We start from the raw sequence: 19,385 nt of genomic DNA, 5'->3' as shown, positions 1-19,385 counted from the left end.
GAACTGGCTTTTTTAATATCAAATATCTGGTTTTAGACAGTCAATTTATGCCCTTCGCGAATACAGTAAAAAGGATTCGCAAGTTTCGATGAAGCTTTAATGGCTTGTGCTAATGCATGTTCAGGATCTTCTCGGTCTTCATCCGTCAACTGGAAAGTCCGATAGTGAATCGCAACAGAACGATGGGCCTGTAAATCGAAGTGTGCATGTAGCGCATCTTGTGGATTCATGTGCACATAACTCATCAGAGCACGTGGCTCATACGCCCCAATTGGAAGTAAAGCAACACGCGGTGCACCATAACGTGCATGAATCTGCTTAAAATGCCCTGCATAACCGGTATCACCTGCAAAGAAACAATGACCAGTTTTAGCAACAACCGAAAAGCCGCCCCAGAGTGCTTTATTCTGGTCGCGTAGACCACGCCCTGAGCCATGCTGTGCAGGTGTATAGATTATTCTTAATTCGTGATAAGGAATTTCTTGCCACCAATCCATCTCAATGACATGAAACTCTTTTGGTAGATAAAACCCATTCCCCAACCCAGTGTAAATCGGCATTGCAAATTTTTGATGTAACCACTCAAGTGTGGCCAAATCCATATGATCATAATGATTATGGCTGAGTAAAACACCATGAATGGTTGGCAGTTGCTCTAACGCAAACCCAGCAGGACATACACGGCGCGGGCCACGTCCCTGCGAAGGGCTTGCATAATCACACCACACTGGATCAGTTATAAAGTTATAAGGGCCAATCTGAATGAGTACGGTTGCGTGCCCAACAAACCAAACTTGCCAATCATCCAAATCAGCATGAGGTCGATTTTGAGGCAATGCCACAGCCGTATTTACACGGGTTTCATATTCATTTTGAATATCCACATTCCATGTATAAGAATCACGAGTAACTAACCAACGTAATAGCTCTTTTGAGCCTCGAGCTGGTGATTTCGGCTGTTGATTATAAAAACGTGTATCTGCTTCATGCCCTGACTCGGGATGACAAAAAGGAGGTTTTATCCATGTATGAGTCCAACAGGACTGAGTCGGCAATTGATATGTTAATGTCGGCTTGTCTTTCATGGGCTTTTCTATGTTTTAGCATCGGCAGAATGGATGTGTTTAGGTTTCTATCTTAACAATTAAAACAAATTAAGCTATGGCACTTACACTTATTTATCATATAAATATCCCTTTTAAATATCCCTTTTATTGTGTCACAGCCAACATACGTTAAATTAGATTGCCATAAAAAATACATAGATGTGTTGGGTTTATGCTTCGATAATTACCATTCTTATTAAGAGTACTTGTATAACATAACAATAATTAGTCACGTGAAATTGTCAGAGAGCTAGTCGGTTTTGCCGTCGAAGGCCTTACTTTTCCAATTTAAAATTTTTTGACAGCTTATAGAAACATATTTAGTAACACTTAAAGCTAATTCATTCAGACAGATTTATATTTTATAATATTAATTTATATTTCTTCATTTTTGCATAATATGAGAATTACCTACATAAATATTTAAAACATTTAAATATTTATTTGATTAATTAAAAATAATGTATTCAATCTCTAATAATTAATATATTTTATGAATTACTAGAACTTATATTTATATATTAAATGTTTAATGAAAATTAAAATTCCATTTATTTTATAAATACCTAAAGTACCTTCACGCTATATCCCTTTATGCTTTATACTTCACATAAATCATAGTAAGACATTTTTTGGATTAGTCTTATGGAACTACGCCACCTCCGATATTTTATTACCGTTGCTGAAGAATTAAATTTTAGTAAAGCCGCTCTTAAACTTTTCACCGCACAACCCTCCCTTAGCCAACAGATTAAAGATTTAGAAGAAGATGTTGGTGTACGACTTTTAAATCGCACGAAACGTAAAGTTGAATTAACCGAAGAAGGTAAAGTCTTTTTAGAACACGCTCGCCTAACCCTTGCTCAAGCTGAAAAAGCAGTTGCTCTGGCACGGCAGGTTTCTAAGGCTAAACAGCAACAGTTGCGTATCGGTTTTGTCCCCATTGCAGAAATGAAAATTTTCCCTTATGTCCTTCCCAATCTGCGATTACAACACCCCGATCTCATCATTGAATTATCTAACCTAAATAACACTGAGCAACTTAAAGCCTTAAAAAAAGGTGAGTTAGACATTACCTTCACCCGAGAAAATACAAATAGTGATGAGATTCAAAGCCAATTTGTTTTGACCGAACCCCTGATTTTTTTACTTCCTAAAAATCATCCACTTACTCAATATGACCGAATTCCTGTTCAGGCTTTACAAGGTGTTGACTTTATTATTCCCGCCGCTGAACAATCACAAACCTTACATAACACTATTTTAGAGTTTGCTAAAACTCACAATATTGACCTCAATATTGTTCAAAAAGCAGATAGCATTTTGTTTAATATTAACTCTATTGGCTCTGGATTAGGTTGTACAATTTTACCTGCTTACGTTGCACCTTTAGGAATCAAAAACACAGTAGTCCGTCCGCTGGATATTGAGTTACCGACACTGGATTTATTCGTAAATTACCGTAAAAACTCACAGTCTTTAGGCGTCCAAAAATTCATTGACCAACTCACTAAAGTATTTCATCTGGATAAAAACTTAACTCATGCATAATTAGGAAAGCCATATTTTATTTTTAAGCAGATGATTAATAAGAGCAGCTTTATAAAAGGTATAAGTAAATATTATTTTTTATTTATTTTATACTTTTTATAAATAATTTAACCCACGCTTTTGTTCTATTTTGCCTAATCGCAAAAAGTAAATATCTCTGACTTATAATTGAAAATCTTGGAATAAAACCCATATAAAACCGAATATTATTTTCACCATTTAATAAAAAATAATATATTTACCATGTAGTAAAAGGAGACTAGGAAAAATGGTTGCAGTATTTCGACATCTTGGACGTAGTGTACTAAACCGCCCCCACTTCTTTATTGCTTTATTCATAGGATTTATCACAGCAAGTTTATTGACATGGTTCACCCCATGGAAATGGTCCACTATTTTATTAGCGAGCTGGAATGGTTCTGTCAGTTTATATTTACTCCATGTTTTTAAACTGATGAAAAATGCTGATCACTCACAAATGCAGCAACAAGCTAAAAAGCAGGATGAAAGCAAATGGGTCATTATGCTGATTGTTTTACTCGCAATTTCGATGTGCTTAGTGGCTATTTTAGTGCAGTTATCTCAACTTCCTTCTGACCATTTTGAAAAAATAGGACATGTGGCTTTATCCTTATTCACCATTGTTTCAGCATGGCTTTTTATGCACACCGTTTTCGCATTGCACTATGCACATGACTTTTATATGGCATTATCTAGAAATGAAGAAAATGGCGGATTAGAATTTCCCGGAACAAAATATCCCACTTACCCAGATTTCTTATATTTTAGCTATATTATTGGTACTTCAGCACAAACAGCAGATGTATCTGTCACAACTAGACATATGCGTTTACTGAACTTATTTCATTTCGTGCTGGCATTTGGTTTTAACACAACAATTTTAGCAATTTGTATTAATGTGGCTGCTAGCTTTATTAGCAACTAAAACTTACTATTTAGAAAATAAAAAAGTCACCCAAATGGGTGACTCTGAACCGCATAGGTTTACAACAATGAGCCCATCGTGCTTTGTTTTAAGCCTTCACGTTGTTTGATGGTTTCAACATAACGTGTAATGGCCGGATGGGATTCAATCGCTCCCATTTTCAATTGCCATAAAAGCATTGCGCCAACACTTACATCTGCTGCGGTAAACTGTTCACCACATAAATATGGCTTTGCTTCACTTAATCCTTGAACCAAAGCTTGGTAAGCATCGTTATAATCACCATAGCCAACAAACATTTTTTGCTCAGGCGATACTTCTATTCCAAGGGCTTTATCGACACCCGCAGCTTCCCATGGACCAGCCACCATAAATAACCAGCGATAGTACAAACCACGTTTTGGATCATTCAATGCAGGTGCCAAACCTTTGTCACTATACTTATCCGCTAGGTATGCACAAATTGCCCCTAACTCATAAATAATGACATCACCATCCACCAATACCGGCACTTTTCCAAAAGGATTAATTTTTAAATATTCTGGTGTTTTCATTTCAGTCTTGTATTCGACTTCAATGTGTTCACACTCAACACCTAGTTCGACTAAAAGCCAGTCGACCACAACACCACGTGACTCTTTGTTAGTATAAAGTTTAAGGCTCATTTTTATGGCTCCTTGTTTATCGTGAGCCTAGTCTACAAAACCTCTTTGTCAGTTTTTGTCAGTAGTCTGCGATTCCTGTGCCCACCACTGCTGAAAGAGTTGTTGCTTAAATGACGGGTATAATTCTTGGCTTAAACTCAGCTGTTGAATACGATCTATTCTAAAATGTCGAAAATCCTGCCTGAGCTCACACCATGCAGCCAATACAATTTTGTCATTAAAATATCCTAAGGCAAAAGGCCACAAGGTACGAACACTGCTCCGTTGCTGCTCATCATGATAATGCATCGAAATTTTGACTTGCTGTCGAATGGCTAAACGCACCTGTTCGACTCGACTTTCATCGACAGGCAGCCATGTATTAAACGCTCTTAAAGTCGTTTGCTGTAATAAACATTTCCGATGTTCAGGCAAAACAGAATTCAATTTAGCTAATACCGAAGTAGATGCCGATTGTAACGATTGATCTGGCACGCTCTTCAACCAATACAATGCCAAAAAAATAGCTTCAACTTCATTTTCATTAAGCGTCATTGGTGGCAATACGATATCTTCTTTAAGCTGAAAACCTATCCCTGCCGATGCCTCAATTTCTACCCCTTGCTCACGTAAGCTATCGATATCCCGATAGATACTTCGTACACTAATTCCCATACGCTCAGCGAGAGCTTGTGCCGTAATGGGATAACGCGCTTCACGAAGTTGTTGTAAAAGATTTAATAGGCGAATAGAACGACTCATTTTTCTCTTCTTATTGTTATTTAAATTCAATTAAGGGGGAATGATTTCCCCCTCGTACTGCTTTAAATTACACTAAATCTACAGCAGATAACTGAGCATAACCATTTAGAAAGTGATGAAGCTCTTGAACATCTTTAGCAATCGTTAAAGGCTTGAACTGTTGTAGCACTTCAATCGAATGAACCCCATAACCAACACCAATACGTGGCATGTTTAACCGCTGAGCCATCTCAAGATCATAGCTACTATCACCAATCATTACAGCACGCTCAACATTCACCCCAGTGACTGTTAATATTTCTTGCAACATGAGTGGATCTGGTTTTGATCGAGTTTCATTGGCTGCTCGAGTCACATCAAAAAGATGAGTACTTTGGGTTTTTGCAATTACGCGATCTAACCCACGACGGTTTTTACCCGTCGCGACTGCAAGCTTTAAACCTTGCGCTTTTAAATCATGTAATAGCTCAGCAACACCATCGAACCATGCATCATTTGTAGAGTTCGCAATATAGTGATCGCCATACGCTTTTAAAATTGAATCATGTAACTCAGGTGCTTCTGGGAATAAGGTTTGCATAACTTCAGGCAAGCCTAAACCAATAATGCTTTTTGCTGCTTCATCGGTTAAAGACAATTCATGTTGTTCTGCTGCATGTTGTAAGCTAGCAACAATCTGTCCAACAGAGTTATATAAAGTCCCATCCCAGTCGAAAATAACTAATTCGGTTTTTAGACTCATTTTGCTAATCTCAAAGCCTTTAATAACTGGGTCATGTCTTCTGGTAACGGTGCTTCAATCGGTGGATAACCCGGAATATCTAAACGCATCGCGTGTAAACATAGACGACGCGCTTCAGGGCCTGTGTACGCGGTAGTGTGTCCGTATTTATCATCACCAATCAACGGGTGTCCAATGCTTAAACCATGCACACGAATCTGATGAGTACGACCTGACAAAGGTGATGCATGAATCAAAGTTGCGTTTTTAAAGCGCTCTGCTACAACCCATTCAGTTTTACTTGGTTTGCCATCTTTAGTCACACGTACACGACGCTCGCCATTTGCCAACTCATATCGCAATAAAGGTGCATCAATGAGCTGTTTATCGAGACTCACCTGCCCTTTAACAATCGCAGCATAAGTTTTACGAATTTTGTGCTCACGCAACATATCTTGCAGTTGTTTTAATGTGCTACGTTTTTTACTAATCATGACCAGACCAGAAGTATCACGGTCAATACGATGAATCAGTTCTAAATATTTTTTACCTGTCGCTGCACGTAGTGCTTCAATCAAACCATAGGCCATACCACTGCCGCCATGAACAGCAATACCTGAAGGTTTATTAACAACTAATAGTCCTTCATCTTCATAGACCACACGGCTCAATAAGCTTTGCGCTACACCGTCACTAACAGGAGCGGCTGTTTCATCTTTTTGTTCGTAACGAATTGGAGCAACACGAATCTGGTCGCCAATCTCAAGTTTAGTCTCAGCTTTAACACGTTTTTTATTTACTCGAACCTGACTTTCACGAATCAAACGATAAATACGACTTTTAGGTACACCTTTTAAACGCGAGAACAGGAAATTATCAATTCGCTGTCCTGCTTGATGTTCATCCACCTCAAACCAAGTGACACTTTGCCATTGCTGTGTAGAATTCATACTAATATTTAAACCTGAAATTTTGCTAAATTTGATTAATAAATGACCGTTTAGCTTAGTTTTTTCACAAGAAATCTAAGCTTAGCCCATAGGCAGATGCTGCAAGGTTTGATATAGTCAGCGCACGGATACCGCCGTAAGTGAACATCTAATAGGGATTTCCCCTGATTGAAACCTCAATCAAAATGATGCTTTCACCATCAGCTCGGATAGGTCCTAAAGAATTATGCCGACGCCGAAGGCTTATTATATCGGCAAAATGACAAACTGTTGCGTTTAATTCAGTTTGTTCAAAAAAATATGTTACCAACTCTAGTTGGTTATGGAACGTAAACTGATACACATCAAACAAATCGCTCCTTAATGTTGCCTTCAGGCTAAAGCGTTGATGCATTGGAACTGCCGAAAGCACCGATACGATGAACATTCCGTATCAAACTTCTAAAAAGAAGTCACTTCGCGCACAATGACAGTGAAAGTCATTAACCAATGCACCGCTCACCCGCCAGTGAAGCACTAAGGAAGTCTGATTTAAAGGTTGAAGCAGTATTGCCTACATCACAGACGAGAATCGAAGTTAAGGCTAAATGTAGCCGGTAACAGATGACTCAGACCACAAATATTTTGAGATCTGGGAAATGATCCGTCATGTTCGATGTTCGTTCAGAACCTTTAAGTTTGTGCGATATGTTTGTGTGGGTCACTATTAGGTGTCACACCCATGAAACGTATGTTGATTAATGCAACTCACGCAGAAGAAGTCCGCGTTGCACTTATCACTGGTAATCGTCTTTACGATTTTGATTTAGAAAATCGTACCCGAGAACAGAAAAAATCCAATATCTATAAAGGCCATGTAACCCGCGTAGAACCTTCTTTAGAAGCTGTTTTTGTCGAATACGGCGCAGGCCGTCAAGGCTTCTTGTCTATGCGTGAAATTGCGAACAGCTATTTCCAGGCAGACCCGCGACAAACTTCAAACATTCGTGAACTCATCACTGAAGGTACTGAATTACTTGTTCAGGTCGAAAAAGAAGAACGTGGTAACAAAGGCGCAGCCCTTTCTACATTCATTTCACTTGCAGGACGTTATTTGGTTCTTATGCCAAATAACCCGAAAGGCGGTGGCATTAGCCGTCAAATTTCAGGTTCTGTACGTGAAGAATTAAAAGAAATTTTAGCTTCTTTAAATTTACCTCGTGGCATGAGTGTTATTGTGCGTACCGCAGGTATTGGCCGTACTCAAGAAGAATTACAGTTAGATTTACAGCATTTGCTTGATCTTTGGACACAAATCCAAGGCACAGCAAGTTCTGGTCCGTCTCCAATGCTTGTTCACCAAGAAGCTGGCGTAGTGACTCGTGCTATCCGTGATTACTTACGTGATGACGTGGCAGAAATTTTAATTGATAGCGAACAAGCCTATAACGAAGCTTATAACTTTGTTAAAGCAGTTATGCCTCGCCAATTAGACAAACTTAAAACTTATACTTTAAACGAGCCATTGTTTGCTCATTTTGGTATTGAGAGCCAAATTCAAACTGCTTACGAGCGCGAAGTAAAACTTCCTTCTGGTGGTTCAATCGTAATTGACCAGACTGAAGCTTTAGTTTCAATCGATATTAACTCTGCGAAATCGACTCGTGGACATGATGTTGAAGAAACTGCGCTTAATACAAACCTAGAAGCAGCAGAAGAAATTGCTCGCCAACTTCGTCTTCGCGACATTGGCGGTTTAGTTGTGATCGACTTTATCGACATGACTAAAGAACGCAACCAACGCATGGTTGAAGCGAAACTTCGCGAAGCAACGCAAAGCGACCGCGCACGCATTCAGTTTGGCCAATTATCTCGTTTTGGCTTAATGGAAATGAGCCGTCAACGCTTACGTCCATCACTTGAAGAAGCAACTGGATATGTTTGCCCACGTTGTCATGGCACAGGTATGGTCCGTGATTTACGTTCACTTTCGCTTTCAATTATGCGTAAAGTAGAAGAAATCGCTCTTCGTGAACGTCATGGTGAAGTGCAAGTAGAAGTTCCTGTTGAAATTGCAGCGTTCTTACTGAATGAAAAACGCCATAGCCTTGTTTATTTAGAACAAACTTCTAGTGTTCGTGTGACTGTTTTACCTCACCCGCACTTAGAAACACCTCACTACGAAATTCAGTACAATCCAGATGGATTTGCACCATCTAGCTACGAACGTACTGAAGCAACTCGTTCAAGTGAGAAAGAGTTAGGTTATGAATCTTCTGAATGGCATTTAGAAGAAGCAGATCATGGCCATGCTCATGCAGCCCCTGCTGCAAACAACAACGCTGGTCAAAAGAAAGTAAATCAATCAGCTCAATCTTCTGCTGCTCAGCCAAGCACTCAAAAAGCAGCAAGCCCTTGTGCATGGTTAGAAAACCTTTTTGTTCAAAAACAAGCTAAAACTGTTGATCAATCTCGCTCGGCTCAAAATGCTGCTGCGACAATTGAACAAATGGTGAATACTGGCGCTGTAAGCCGTGGCCAGTTTGGACAAGTCGTAGTACCAGCAGTTGCTGAAGTTGTTTCGGCTCCATCTAACAATGCTTACATTTCACAATCTCCTGCTAAACAGGAAGTTCGTGAGAATGTTGAAAAAGACGATAAAGTACAACAACGTCCAAACAACAAAAAACGTAAGCACAAAGAGCAACGTGAACAACATCACCATACTCAAGAACCACAGCAACAGCAGCAACAATCACAGCAGCAGCCACAACAGGTTCATGAAGAAGTTGTACAGTTATCACGTCAAGAACAACGTGAGTTAAAACGTCAACAAAAACGTCAGCATCCAGATCAGCCACATCCACAACATCAAAATGATGGACAACAAACTGAAAATGCTGTGCCGCGTCGTGACCGTAATAATCAACGTCCGAATCGTCCAAATCGCCACCGCGATCCAAGCGTATTGAATGAAACTCAAAATGCTCCAGCGGCACCGATCGTTGTTGATGAGAAACAAATTAAGGTTGATTTGATTGATGCTCCAAAGCATGAAGTCATGAATACAGCCTTAGTGATCAATGTTGATCAGGCACAAAGCGAAATCATTGCTTTAACTCCTGAGCAACCTGTTGAACGCACTGAAACAGCACCTGTTGTTGAAGTCGCTCAAGAATCGGCTCCAGCACCTGTTGCTGTTGTAGAAGAGACTGTAGCTGTTGGAGCAGAAGAAACTACGACTCCTCCAGCAGACAACAAAAATCAACCGCAAATTCAACGTGCGAGTAATGACCCTCGTATGCGTCGCCGTGAACAACGCAACGCAAAACGTGCTAAAGCTGCGGTACCTTCTATTGCCCCATCGCAAATTCCAACTTTGGCGCAATATACGATTGGTAGCTTGATTCGTCATGTTTATGGTGAAGACTGCACTGTATTGATTGAACAGTTTGGTTTAGTTCCAACATTCAATCGTGCATTGCAGAAATTTGCAGAACAGTACGCAAGTACTCTAGTAACGGAAGTCGCGTCTGATGCTGAAGACAAGAAGCCTGTTACTCGTGATGCAGAGCTTCCAAGCAACAAACCGTCACAAGAAGCAGAGCCTGCACCTGTACTTGCATTGACGCCGCAAAAAGAGCAAACACCACGTGTTGCTAATGATCCACGTGAGCGTCGTCGTTTAGCAAAACTTGCTGCTGAACAAGCTTTTGAGCAAGTTAAACAACAACATTCTGCACCAGAAGAAGCTGCTCCGGTTGTAGAAGAAGCTGTTGTTGCTCCTGTTGCTGAAGCGCAAGCACCTGTTGAATCAAAACAACAACCGCTTGAGCTTGATCAGGTGACTGAAGTAGCACAAAGTGAAACAAGCGTAGAAGAAACACCTGTTGAAAAGGTGGTTGAAGCTCCTGTTGTGAAACAACCGAAAGCATCGTCAAGAGCCAAAGCAGCCGCAGAACAAGCTGTGACACCTGCAGAAGCGACTACCGAGGTTGAATCAGAAGATTCTAAGGGAGAACTGGACAAACCAAATCGCCCTCCTCGTCGTCCTCGTGGCCGTCCACCAAAGAAAGCAAATCCTGTAGCTGAGTAAATCATTTGCTCAATTGCAGCTAATTTAAACAAACCTAGTCATTTCGATGACTAGGTTTTTTTTGTTATTTTTAACCAATTAGGTTGATTGCACTAGAAGAAAAGTTTTAAAAGCATGGTGAACCATGAAAAATACTGTACTTTTGCCAACGCAACCTTTTTTGGATTGATCGAAAAATAAATAGGATTGATATGAGCCAGACAACACAGACCGATATCATTACGCTTGGTGATGTTGCAACGAGACTTCCTAGCTTCATCCCCAAAGTACCCCATATCCTGAATGGTCTTAAACAGGCTTACTTAAGAACAGCAAATACACCAACGGGATTAGGTGTAGCTTTTGAAAAAGCTGTTAAGCGAAATCCGCAAGGTATTGCATTATTATTTGAAGATCAAAGTTACTCATATGAAGCTTTAAACGAATGGGCTAACCAGATTTCTCATTACTATCTCTCTCTCGGCGCATGTAAAGGTGACGTGATTGCCGTAATGGTTGAGAACCGTTCTGAACTTATTGCCACTATTGTAGGCTTAGCTAAAATTGGGGTAACTATTGCGCTTGTTAATACATCTCAAATAGGTAAGGTCCTCGCTCATAGCATCAATCTTGTAAAACCAATTGCCGTAATTGCAGGTGAAGAAGTTCGAGCTGTAATTGATGAAATTCGTCAGGATCTCAATGTTCCTAAAGATCGTTTTCATTGGTTTGCAGATCAGGCTACACGCCAAGATGCAGGGACAGCACCTCAAGATTATGCCAACCTTGCATTAGAAATTGATCAGTTTCCAAAATTTAACCCATCAACTACACAGTCTGTTCATGGAAATGATGGCTTGTTTTATATTTACACCTCAGGCACTACCGGCTTACCAAAGGCTGTTATTTTCAAACACAGTCGCTGGACGCTCGCCTATGGCACCTATGGTCACATTTTAAACCTTGGTCCAGATGATGTGATGTATGTCACTTTACCGCTTTACCATGCAACGGGTGTGGTAGTTTGCTGGTGTGGGGTGATTGCAGGCAGTTCTACCCTTGCAATTCGACGTAAATATTCAACCAGTGCGTTCTGGAAAGATGTTCAGAAATTTAATGCCTCTGCAATTGGGTATGTAGGAGAGCTTTGCCGTTATCTAATGGATGCTCCTGTAACAGAGTTTGATCATAACCACCGCGTAACTAAAATGATCGGTAATGGCATGCGTCCGAACATCTGGGATAAGTTCAAGCAACGTTTTGGTGTTCAAGAAGTTCTTGAGCTCTATGCTTCAAGTGAAGGTAATGTTGGGTTTAGTAATATTTTTAACTTTGACAACACTGTAGGCTTCTCTCCTACGCCATACGCCATTATTGAGTTTGATAAAGAAAAAAACGAACCTGTACACGATAAAAAGGGCTGGTGTAAAAAAGTTAAAGCAGGTGAAATCGGTTTGCTGGTTGGTAAAATTACCAGTCGCTCGCCTTTTGACGGCTATACAGACCCAGAAAAGAATAAATCTGTGATTATGAAAGATGTCTTTAAAAAAGGTGACTCATACTTCAATACAGGTGATCTTGTTCGTAATATCGGTTTTCGTCATGCCCAATTTGTTGACCGTTTAGGAGATACTTTCCGCTGGAAAGGTGAAAATGTATCTACTACTGAAGTTGAGAACATGGTTTGTGAATATGACAAGATCGCTGAAGCAGTGGTTTATGGGGTAGAAATTCCAAATACCAATGGCCGTGCGGGTATGGCAGCAATCACACTTGCTGATGGTGCCGAGTTAAATGAGTCTGATTTAGCCGAAATGGTCACTGTATTTAAAAAATGCTTACCAGCTTATGCAGTACCCGTGTTTTTACGTGTGCAAGCTAAGGTCGAAACCACAGGAACTTTTAAATATCAAAAGAATAAATTGAAGGAAGATGCGTTTAATCCAAACAAAACTTCTGAACGTTTACTCGCTTTGTTACCTGGTGCGAACAGTTATTGTGACGTCACAACTGAAATTTTTGACAACATTCAGGCATATAAATACCGTTTTTAGTTCATTTTTTAGCTAAACAAGAGGAAATCGTGCTTTTTATAGGCAATCATGCAAATGTTTTTGAATTACCTCTTGTGTTAGTTGAATAACTTGCTAAAATACGCGACATCAAAACGATACGGGTCGTTAGCTCAGTTGGTAGAGCAGCGGACTTTTAATCCGTTGGTCCCGCGTTCGAGTCGCGGACGACCCACCACTTATCTGTTTTGACCTATTTGGGTCGTTAGCTCAGTTGGTAGAGCAGCGGACTTTTAATCCGTTGGTCCCGCGTTCGAGTCGCGGACGACCCACCAAATTCTAAAAAGCCTCTCACTGCGAGAGGCTTTTTTTATTGTTATCGTATTTTAGTTTCATGACTAAAAGATGACGATACATTTCTTATGTAGCACTTCCCCCACCCAGTCCATAAAAATTTCTAAGCGTTTAGGAATATAACTCCGGTTTGGATACAAAATGTTGAGTGGAAGTGATTGGACGGTATAGGCACCTAATACCTCAATTAAAATGCCCTGCTCGATTTTATCTTGTACATCATAGTAAGGCAGTTGAATAATTCCTAAGCCTGCACATGCAGCGGCAATATAAGCCTCCGTATTATTAATACTTAAAACACTATCCATCATGACTGTTCCATCTTGATAGAAGAACATTCCCTGTTTTTCACCCACTGGGCCTACATAATTAATTAATTTATGTTGATGTAAATCTTCTAATTGTTCAGGGATACCATAGTGCTGTAAATAATCAGGACTTGCACAGTTCACCATAATCAAATGGCCAACAAAGCGCGCAATCAAACTACTATCATTGAGCTGGCCAACCCGAACAACACAATCAATCCCTTTTTCAATTAAATCGGTAATGTCATCAGAACTATTGAGCTGCAAGTGAATATCCGGATAACGTTTATAAAAATCTGGTAATTCAGGAATAATCACCTGATGCACGATTCGACTGGGCATCGAAATTTTTAATGTGCCACGATAATGTTGTTTTTGAGTTTGTATTAATTGTTCTAGCTGCTCATAGTCAAATAATAGATTTTGGCACTCTGGTAATATTCTTTGCCCATCTTGAGTCAAACTTACTTTGCGGGTCGTTCGATGAAATAGGCGAACTTTGTAATGATTTTCTAGCTGCTGAATCGCACTGGTCACAGTAGAACGTGGTAAATCCAGATGATTTGCAACCTCGCTAAAACTCTGCCGTTTAGCCACTTCTGTAAAAATGAAAAATTGCTGCAAACGATCCATTTAATTGTTCGTGTTTTCTGAATAGTTAAACCAAACTAGCATAATTGATCAAAAATTACCGCCAATCTAGACTAAAAACACATTAGAACAAGTCATCATAGGAACAATCATCATGACAACTCACACCCTCAAAGATAAAGTTGTATTGGTTACTGGCGGTGCAAAAAACTTAGGTGGACTGATTAGCCGTAAATTTGCAGAGCAAGGTGCAAAGCTTACGATTCATTATAATAGCTCCGAGACGCAAGCAGATGCAGAACAAACCCTTGCTGATGTAAAAGCACTTGGCGTAGATGCAGTTTTAATTCAAGCAGACTTAACACATATCGATAACATCGAAAAACTTTTCGTAGATGTCAAACAGCATTTTGGTGGGATTGATATTGCGATTAATACTGTTGGAAAGGTTTTGAAAAAATCCTTCTTAGAAACGACAGAACAAGAGTTTGATAGCATGAGCGATATCAACTCAAAAATTGCCTATTTCTTTATTCAATCGGCGGGTCGTCATTTAAATGATGGTGGCAAGATCTGCTCAATCGTGACTTCTCTTCTGGCAGCTTACACTGGACTGTATTCAACCTATGAAGGCTTAAAAGCGCCTGTTGAACATTACACTCGTGCTGCTTCAAAAGAATTTGGTGATCGCCAGATTTCTGTGACTGCTGTTGCCCCAGGACCTATGGATACACCTTTCTTTTATGGGCAGGAATCTGCCGAAGCGGTGGCTTACCATAAATCAGCCTCAGCCTTAGGCGGACTGACCAAAATTGAAGATATTGAGCCTTTAATCCGCTTCTTGGTGACTGATGGTTGGTGGATTACCGGTCAAACAATTTTTGCAAATGGTGGTTATACCACTCGTTAACCCGTAAAAATCAAAAAGCCGCATCCCAATAATGCGGCTTTTTCTTTCTTTGCTTAATTATAAAAATTCTTCAAGCACTGAGTTTAAGAAAATATGACCTTGCTCTGTACACGCCAAACGAGAGCTATCCTCTACCAATAGTTTTCTAACTCGTAGCGACGTTAATACATCATTTAAATGATCTAGGCTTAAACCAGTACGTTGCTCATATAATTCAGCGTTTACACCTTCATTTAGACGTAAAGCATTCATCATGAACTCAAAAGGTAGCTCATCCGCTTCGATTTTTTTCATTTGTAAATGTTCAGCAGGAATCTTAGCCAAATAGTCTTTCGGCAAACGGGTTTTTTGGAAACGATACACGCCATCTGGTCGTGTCACTTTGCCATGAGCACCGGCCCCAATCGCAAGATAATCACCAAATTCCCAGTAATTTAAATTATGGGTTGAAGGCTGCTCTTTACGCCATGCCGAAACTTCATAATTTATAAAACCATTTGCTTTTAGATATGCCTCACCTTGCTCCTGAATTGCCTCTAACATTTCATCTTGTGGCAAAACAGGTTGAGTTCTAAAAAATACAGTGTTTGGCTCAATGGTAAGCTGATACCAACTAATATGAGTTGCACCATTTTCTACAGCAAGCTTTAAATCATGCAGTGCTTGGTCTATTGTCTGTTCAGGCAAACCATGCATTAAATCTACATTGACTCGCTTAAAACCAGCCTGCTTTGCCTGTTGAATCGCATCGATTGCATTATTTGCTGAATGAATGCGTCCAAGCTTTTGCAATTGATTGGTATCAAAACTTTGCACACCAATAGATAAGCGGTTAATGCCTGCCTCTAAATAGCCTGCAAACGGGTCATGTTCTACGGTTCCTGGATTTGCCTCTAAGGTAATTTCACAGCCATCTTCAAACTTAAGCAATGACTTAAGCTCTGCAAATAGCCACACATAACCCTGTGCCGAAATCAGTGAAGGTGTTCCACCACCAATAAATACACTGTGAATCGAACGTCCCTGTGCCATCTCTAGTTGAGTTTCAAAGTCAGCTAACAACGCTTTTAAATAGGTTTGCTCGAGTTCTGAAGAAAGTGCTCCGTCTGGTACGGCATGCGAGTTAAAATCACAATATGGGCATTTACGCACGCACCAAGGCATGTGGATATATAAAGATAAAGGGATAGAAGCAGGGTTTAATACAGCCAAGGAACAGGTCCAATTTACACAATATTTCTATTTTAACATGACTGCATCAATGGGCTTATGAAAACATACCTTAATTGCTTTAGACTGTTTTTAAACATACTTAAATACTGATAAAAATGATGAAATTCTCAAGTCAACTCTTCCTGTTTTTACCCCTCGCTATGGGAATCGGTGTTGCCATGGCTTTTCAGACTGCTATTAATGCTCAGCTCAGAGAACAATTACATTCGCCTTTACAAGCCGCACTCCTATCATTCTTTGTAGGAACCATTGTCTTAGCAATTATGGTGTTCTTTCAAAACGCAGAGAAACCAACTTTAGGTGAATTATCCAATATTCCATGGATTCTTTGGACTGGAGGATTTCTTGGGGTTTATGCAATTAGTATGAGCATTTATACTGCACCTAAACTTGGTTTTTTAACCTTTTCAGGTTTAGTCATTTTTGGGCAATTGCTCATTTCCATGTTGCTTGACCATTTTGGTTGGTTGGGTACAGAAAAGACACCTGTTACATGGCAGCGGTTTCTTGGTGGGATCATCATTTTTGTCGGTGTTTTACTCACCCTGCAACGGTAGCTTCATTTTTATATTTATAAAGAGTACCTTTTGTGTCGAATGTCACGTCTTTTCGGTCTGAATTAAAACAACTCTTCCATTTAATGCTACCCATTTTAATTACTCAGTTTGCCCAAGCTGGTTTTGGGTTAATTGATACGATTATGGCAGGCCATCTATCTGCAACCGACTTGGCCGCAATTGCAGTGGGCGTGGGTTTATGGATTCCAATCATGTTACTGTTCAGTGGCATTATGATTGCCACTACACCTTTAGTCGCCGAGGCAAAAGGTGCCAGAAATATGGAGCAAATTCCTGTAATTGTTCGTCAGTCATTATGGGTCGCCATCATTTTAGGCGTAATGGCTATGCTCATTTTGCAGCTTATGCCTTTTTTCTTACACGTGTTCGGTGTCCCAGAGAGCTTACGCCCTAAAGCAAGCTTGTTCTTACATGCAATTGGTTTAGGTATGCCTGCTGTAACCATGTATGCAGCTCTACGTGGCTATTCAGAAGCTTTAGGTCACCCTCGCCCTGTAACTGCTATTAGTTTACTAGCCTTAGTTGTTTTGATTCCTCTTAACATGATCTTTATGCATGGGTTAGGTCCAATACCTGCTTTGGGGAGTGCAGGCTGTGGGTTTGCCACCTCCATTTTACAATGGCTGATGTTGATTACATTAGCAGGCTATATTTATAAAGCTTCGGCCTACCGACACACGTCTATTTTTAGCCGATTCGATAAAATTAACCTGACTTGGGTTAAAAGAATTTTACAGCTTGGGTTACCAATTGGTTTAGCAGTGTTCTTCGAAGTCAGTATTTTTAGTACAGGTGCATTAGTTCTTAGCCCACTGGGCGAAGTATTTATTGCCGCGCACCAAGTAGCAATTTCGGTTACCTCAGTACTGTTTATGATTCCGCTTTCACTTGCAATTGCTTTAACTATTCGAGTGGGAACGTATTATGGTGAAAAGAACTGGGCTTCTATGTACCAAGTGCAAAAAATAGGTCTAAGTACAGCAATATTTTTTGCTCTATTGACCATGTCCTTTATTGCCCTAGGCCGTGAACAAATTATCTCGGTTTATACTCAAGATATAAACGTTTTTCCTGTTGCCATGTATTTACTCTGGTTTGCAATGGGTTATCAATTAATGGATGCCCTACAAGTCAGTGCTGCTGGCTGTTTAAGAGGTATGCAAGACACCCAAGCACCCATGTGGATTACTTTAATGGCGTATTGGGTGATTGCTTTTCCAATCGGACTTTATTTGGCACGTTACACCCATTGGGGAGTAGCTGGTGTGTGGCTCGGCTTAATCATTGGTTTAAGTATTGCCTGTGTTTTATTACTTTCAAGGCTCTATCTGAACACTAAACGTTTAAGTCAAACCTAATAAAAAAGCCGATGAAATATCGGCTTTTTTATTTTATGCAGACTTTGCTCGTGGACTTGCTCCAATTTGCCAGACAAAAGGTAAATCAGTACGGTTCACTTCCCAATCTCCAATTACTTTTTCTTTGTAAATAAATGGATTATGTGAAGACACCGTCCGAGCATTACGCCAGAAGCGGTCGAGTTGTTTGACTTCACTGCTTGCAGAAGCCCCTAAGGCATTAAATAATTGGCTGGTTAAATCGAGTACCAAATTCGAAATCACCACCTGCCCTTGTGCGGACTCAAGCTCAGCATCTACATTAAACTGATGTTCTTTTACCTCTAATTCACTAAAGTGACTTTCATAAGCCTTTTGCAATGCCTCAGCCGTTTTTAAAGTAATCGCCTGACTTGCGTATGCTTGAGCAGAAGCTTTCCCTACCACTTGTAGAACTTGTGGATCGTGTCGAACTAAATCACCATTACCATGGCTAAAAATACGTTTTCGCTCACGAATTTCTTGGCTAAACGTTTCCACTGCCGCATGTGCAATGCCTGTTAGCGTCGCAAGGTGTACCACCTGATAAAAAGCAGTTTGATATTTAAAACGTTGGTCGAATGGAATTAAGTGCGAAGCTGGTAAATGAACCTGATGTACTTTTAAGGTGCCACTGCCCGTTGTCTTTTGGCCAAAACCATCCCAATCATCAATTACGCTCACACCTGTTTCATGGCGGTAAATAGCAGCAATCACATGGCGGTCATTTACTTCATCGTAGGCAAATAAATCGATCCAGTCAGCAAAGATACTTCCTGTTGAATAGTACTTTTCACCGTTCACCACCAAGTTACCCGAAGCATCTTTGGTTACTCGTGTAACGACATCACCAATTTGTACATTTCCAACTTCGGTCCATGCATTACCGACTAAATCGCCTTGCACAAAACGTTGAAACCAGACTTCTTGTGAGTGTTCTTTATGCGCAACTAAACGGTCTTCAACAAATGCAAAATGGCCACGTAAAGCTTGCACAATATTGGAGTCAGCTTCTGCTAACTCTGTTAAAAGCTGGAATAGTTGAGGTAATGACACCCCATCTCCACCATATTTAACTGGCACACGTACAGCGCCTAACTTTGTTTCTTTTAACCACTGAATGGGTTCAAAAGGTAAGATTCGTTCTTTCTCACGTTGAATTGCACCTTGAGCAATTTTTTCAAAAATTGGCCGAAATCTACTGGCTACTTTTTCATAATCGGCGCCTACGGATAACTCTTCTAATTCAATTTGAGCAGTTGTCATCATTATTCTCCTAATCTTATTTT

15 protein-coding genes and 2 tRNA genes are annotated in these 19,385 nt (G+C 40.1%); 9 read left to right on the top strand and 8 right to left on the bottom strand.

The features are described from left to right. Positions 1–32: 32 nt before the first annotated feature. The gene (locus I5515_RS08315) at positions 33–1,085 is read right to left on the bottom strand and encodes an MBL fold metallo-hydrolase (protein WP_199965719.1); all 1,053 of its coding nucleotides are present in this window, start codon (positions 1,083–1,085) and stop codon (positions 33–35) included. A gap of 666 nt (positions 1,086–1,751) precedes the next feature. Here I5515_RS08315 and hcaR point away from each other — a divergent pair. Together hcaR and I5515_RS08305 are read left to right on the top strand one after the other, a co-directional pair. Next, the gene (gene hcaR / locus I5515_RS08310) at positions 1,752–2,657 is read left to right on the top strand and encodes a DNA-binding transcriptional regulator HcaR (RefSeq protein WP_199965717.1); all 906 of its coding nucleotides are present in this window, start codon (positions 1,752–1,754) and stop codon (positions 2,655–2,657) included. A gap of 268 nt (positions 2,658–2,925) precedes the next feature. Continuing rightward, a complete protein-coding gene (locus I5515_RS08305; RefSeq protein ID WP_199965715.1) occupies positions 2,926–3,603 on the top strand; it encodes a DUF1345 domain-containing protein in 678 nt (225 codons plus the stop codon). A 59-nt stretch (positions 3,604–3,662) separates the two neighbouring features. On the opposite strand, the gene I5515_RS08300 is transcribed toward I5515_RS08305, so the two are convergent. From I5515_RS08300 to I5515_RS08285, 4 genes are all read right to left on the bottom strand, one after another. Continuing rightward, positions 3,663–4,268, bottom strand: coding sequence for a glutathione S-transferase family protein (locus I5515_RS08300; RefSeq protein ID WP_199965713.1), 606 nt, complete (start codon positions 4,266–4,268; stop codon positions 3,663–3,665). Between the two features lie 48 nt (positions 4,269–4,316). After that, positions 4,317–5,009, bottom strand: a complete 693-nt coding sequence (locus I5515_RS08295; protein WP_199965711.1) for a helix-turn-helix transcriptional regulator — start codon at positions 5,007–5,009, stop codon at positions 4,317–4,319. A 67-nt stretch (positions 5,010–5,076) separates the two neighbouring features. Further along, a complete protein-coding gene (locus I5515_RS08290; protein ID WP_199965709.1) occupies positions 5,077–5,751 on the bottom strand; it encodes an HAD-IA family hydrolase in 675 nt (224 codons plus the stop codon). After that, a complete protein-coding gene (locus I5515_RS08285) occupies positions 5,748–6,680 on the bottom strand; it encodes an RluA family pseudouridine synthase (RefSeq protein WP_199965707.1) in 933 nt (310 codons plus the stop codon). The genes I5515_RS08290 and I5515_RS08285 overlap by 4 nt, the downstream gene beginning before the upstream one ends. Positions 6,681–7,401: 721 nt before the next feature. Between I5515_RS08285 and I5515_RS08280 the strand changes: the two genes are divergently transcribed. The 4 genes from I5515_RS08280 to I5515_RS08265 all read left to right on the top strand — a co-directional run bounded on the left by I5515_RS08280 (position 7,402) and on the right by I5515_RS08265 (position 13,081). Further along, entirely contained in the window at positions 7,402–10,755 is a 3,354-nt protein-coding gene (locus I5515_RS08280) for an Rne/Rng family ribonuclease (RefSeq protein ID WP_199965705.1), read from the top strand. 191 nt (positions 10,756–10,946) lie between these two features. Further along, entirely contained in the window at positions 10,947–12,788 is a 1,842-nt protein-coding gene (locus I5515_RS08275) for a long-chain-acyl-CoA synthetase (RefSeq protein ID WP_199965703.1), read from the top strand. Positions 12,789–12,908: 120 nt separating this feature from the next. Further along, positions 12,909–12,984, top strand: a tRNA-Lys gene (locus I5515_RS08270). A 21-nt stretch (positions 12,985–13,005) separates the two neighbouring features. Next, positions 13,006–13,081 (top strand) — tRNA-Lys (locus tag I5515_RS08265). A 63-nt stretch (positions 13,082–13,144) separates the two neighbouring features. Here I5515_RS08265 and I5515_RS08260 read toward each other — a convergent pair. Beyond that, positions 13,145–14,041: a LysR family transcriptional regulator gene (locus tag I5515_RS08260; protein WP_199965701.1), complete on the bottom strand. Its 897-nt coding sequence runs from the start codon at positions 14,039–14,041 to the stop codon at positions 13,145–13,147. 112 nt (positions 14,042–14,153) lie between these two features. On the opposite strand from I5515_RS08260, the gene I5515_RS08255 reads away from it, so the two are divergent. Continuing rightward, a complete protein-coding gene (locus tag I5515_RS08255) occupies positions 14,154–14,909 on the top strand; it encodes an SDR family oxidoreductase (RefSeq protein WP_199965699.1) in 756 nt (251 codons plus the stop codon). A gap of 57 nt (positions 14,910–14,966) precedes the next feature. Here the strand turns inward: I5515_RS08255 and hemW are convergent, their stop codons facing one another. Beyond that, positions 14,967–16,121: a radical SAM family heme chaperone HemW gene (hemW, locus tag I5515_RS08250; protein ID WP_199965697.1), complete on the bottom strand. Its 1,155-nt coding sequence runs from the start codon at positions 16,119–16,121 to the stop codon at positions 14,967–14,969. 116 nt (positions 16,122–16,237) lie between these two features. On the opposite strand from hemW, the gene I5515_RS08245 reads away from it, so the two are divergent. Both I5515_RS08245 and abeM read left to right on the top strand, forming a co-directional pair. Next, positions 16,238–16,699 (top strand): DMT family transporter, encoded by a 462-nt coding sequence (locus tag I5515_RS08245; protein ID WP_199965695.1) that lies wholly within the window; start codon positions 16,238–16,240, stop codon positions 16,697–16,699. 32 nt (positions 16,700–16,731) lie between these two features. Then, positions 16,732–18,078: a multidrug efflux MATE transporter AbeM gene (gene abeM / locus I5515_RS08240; protein ID WP_199965693.1), complete on the top strand. Its 1,347-nt coding sequence runs from the start codon at positions 16,732–16,734 to the stop codon at positions 18,076–18,078. Between the two features lie 33 nt (positions 18,079–18,111). On the opposite strand, the gene I5515_RS08235 is transcribed toward abeM, so the two are convergent. After that, positions 18,112–19,362: a monooxygenase gene (locus I5515_RS08235; protein WP_199965691.1), complete on the bottom strand. Its 1,251-nt coding sequence runs from the start codon at positions 19,360–19,362 to the stop codon at positions 18,112–18,114. Positions 19,363–19,385: the final 23 nt, after the last annotated feature.

Source organism: Acinetobacter calcoaceticus, from assembly GCF_016508255.1.
Classification (GTDB): domain Bacteria; phylum Pseudomonadota; class Gammaproteobacteria; order Pseudomonadales; family Moraxellaceae; genus Acinetobacter; species Acinetobacter calcoaceticus_E.
The sequence above is the reverse complement of the archived record's forward strand: the minus strand, read 5'-3'. Positions and strand labels throughout refer to the sequence as shown.

What these genes read in the sequence shown, in the direction of transcription:
- I5515_RS08315 (WP_199965719.1), bottom strand. Translation starts at nt 1,085, where the DNA reads ATGAAAGACAAGCCGACATTAACATATCAATTGCCGACTCAGTCCTGT.
- I5515_RS08295 (WP_199965711.1), bottom strand. Translation starts at nt 5,009, where the DNA reads ATGAGTCGTTCTATTCGCCTATTAAATCTTTTACAACAACTTCGTGAA.
- I5515_RS08245 (WP_199965695.1), top strand. Translation starts at nt 16,238, where the DNA reads ATGATGAAATTCTCAAGTCAACTCTTCCTGTTTTTACCCCTCGCTATG.
- I5515_RS08305 (WP_199965715.1), top strand. Translation starts at nt 2,926, where the DNA reads ATGGTTGCAGTATTTCGACATCTTGGACGTAGTGTACTAAACCGCCCC.
- I5515_RS08280 (WP_199965705.1), top strand. Translation starts at nt 7,402, where the DNA reads ATGAAACGTATGTTGATTAATGCAACTCACGCAGAAGAAGTCCGCGTT.
- I5515_RS08285 (WP_199965707.1), bottom strand. Translation starts at nt 6,680, where the DNA reads ATGAATTCTACACAGCAATGGCAAAGTGTCACTTGGTTTGAGGTGGAT.
- I5515_RS08255 (WP_199965699.1), top strand. Translation starts at nt 14,154, where the DNA reads ATGACAACTCACACCCTCAAAGATAAAGTTGTATTGGTTACTGGCGGT.
- I5515_RS08235 (WP_199965691.1), bottom strand. Translation starts at nt 19,362, where the DNA reads ATGACAACTGCTCAAATTGAATTAGAAGAGTTATCCGTAGGCGCCGAT.
- I5515_RS08300 (WP_199965713.1), bottom strand. Translation starts at nt 4,268, where the DNA reads ATGAGCCTTAAACTTTATACTAACAAAGAGTCACGTGGTGTTGTGGTC.
- I5515_RS08275 (WP_199965703.1), top strand. Translation starts at nt 10,947, where the DNA reads ATGAGCCAGACAACACAGACCGATATCATTACGCTTGGTGATGTTGCA.
- I5515_RS08290 (WP_199965709.1), bottom strand. Translation starts at nt 5,751, where the DNA reads ATGAGTCTAAAAACCGAATTAGTTATTTTCGACTGGGATGGGACTTTA.
- hcaR (WP_199965717.1), top strand. Translation starts at nt 1,752, where the DNA reads ATGGAACTACGCCACCTCCGATATTTTATTACCGTTGCTGAAGAATTA.
- I5515_RS08260 (WP_199965701.1), bottom strand. Translation starts at nt 14,041, where the DNA reads ATGGATCGTTTGCAGCAATTTTTCATTTTTACAGAAGTGGCTAAACGG.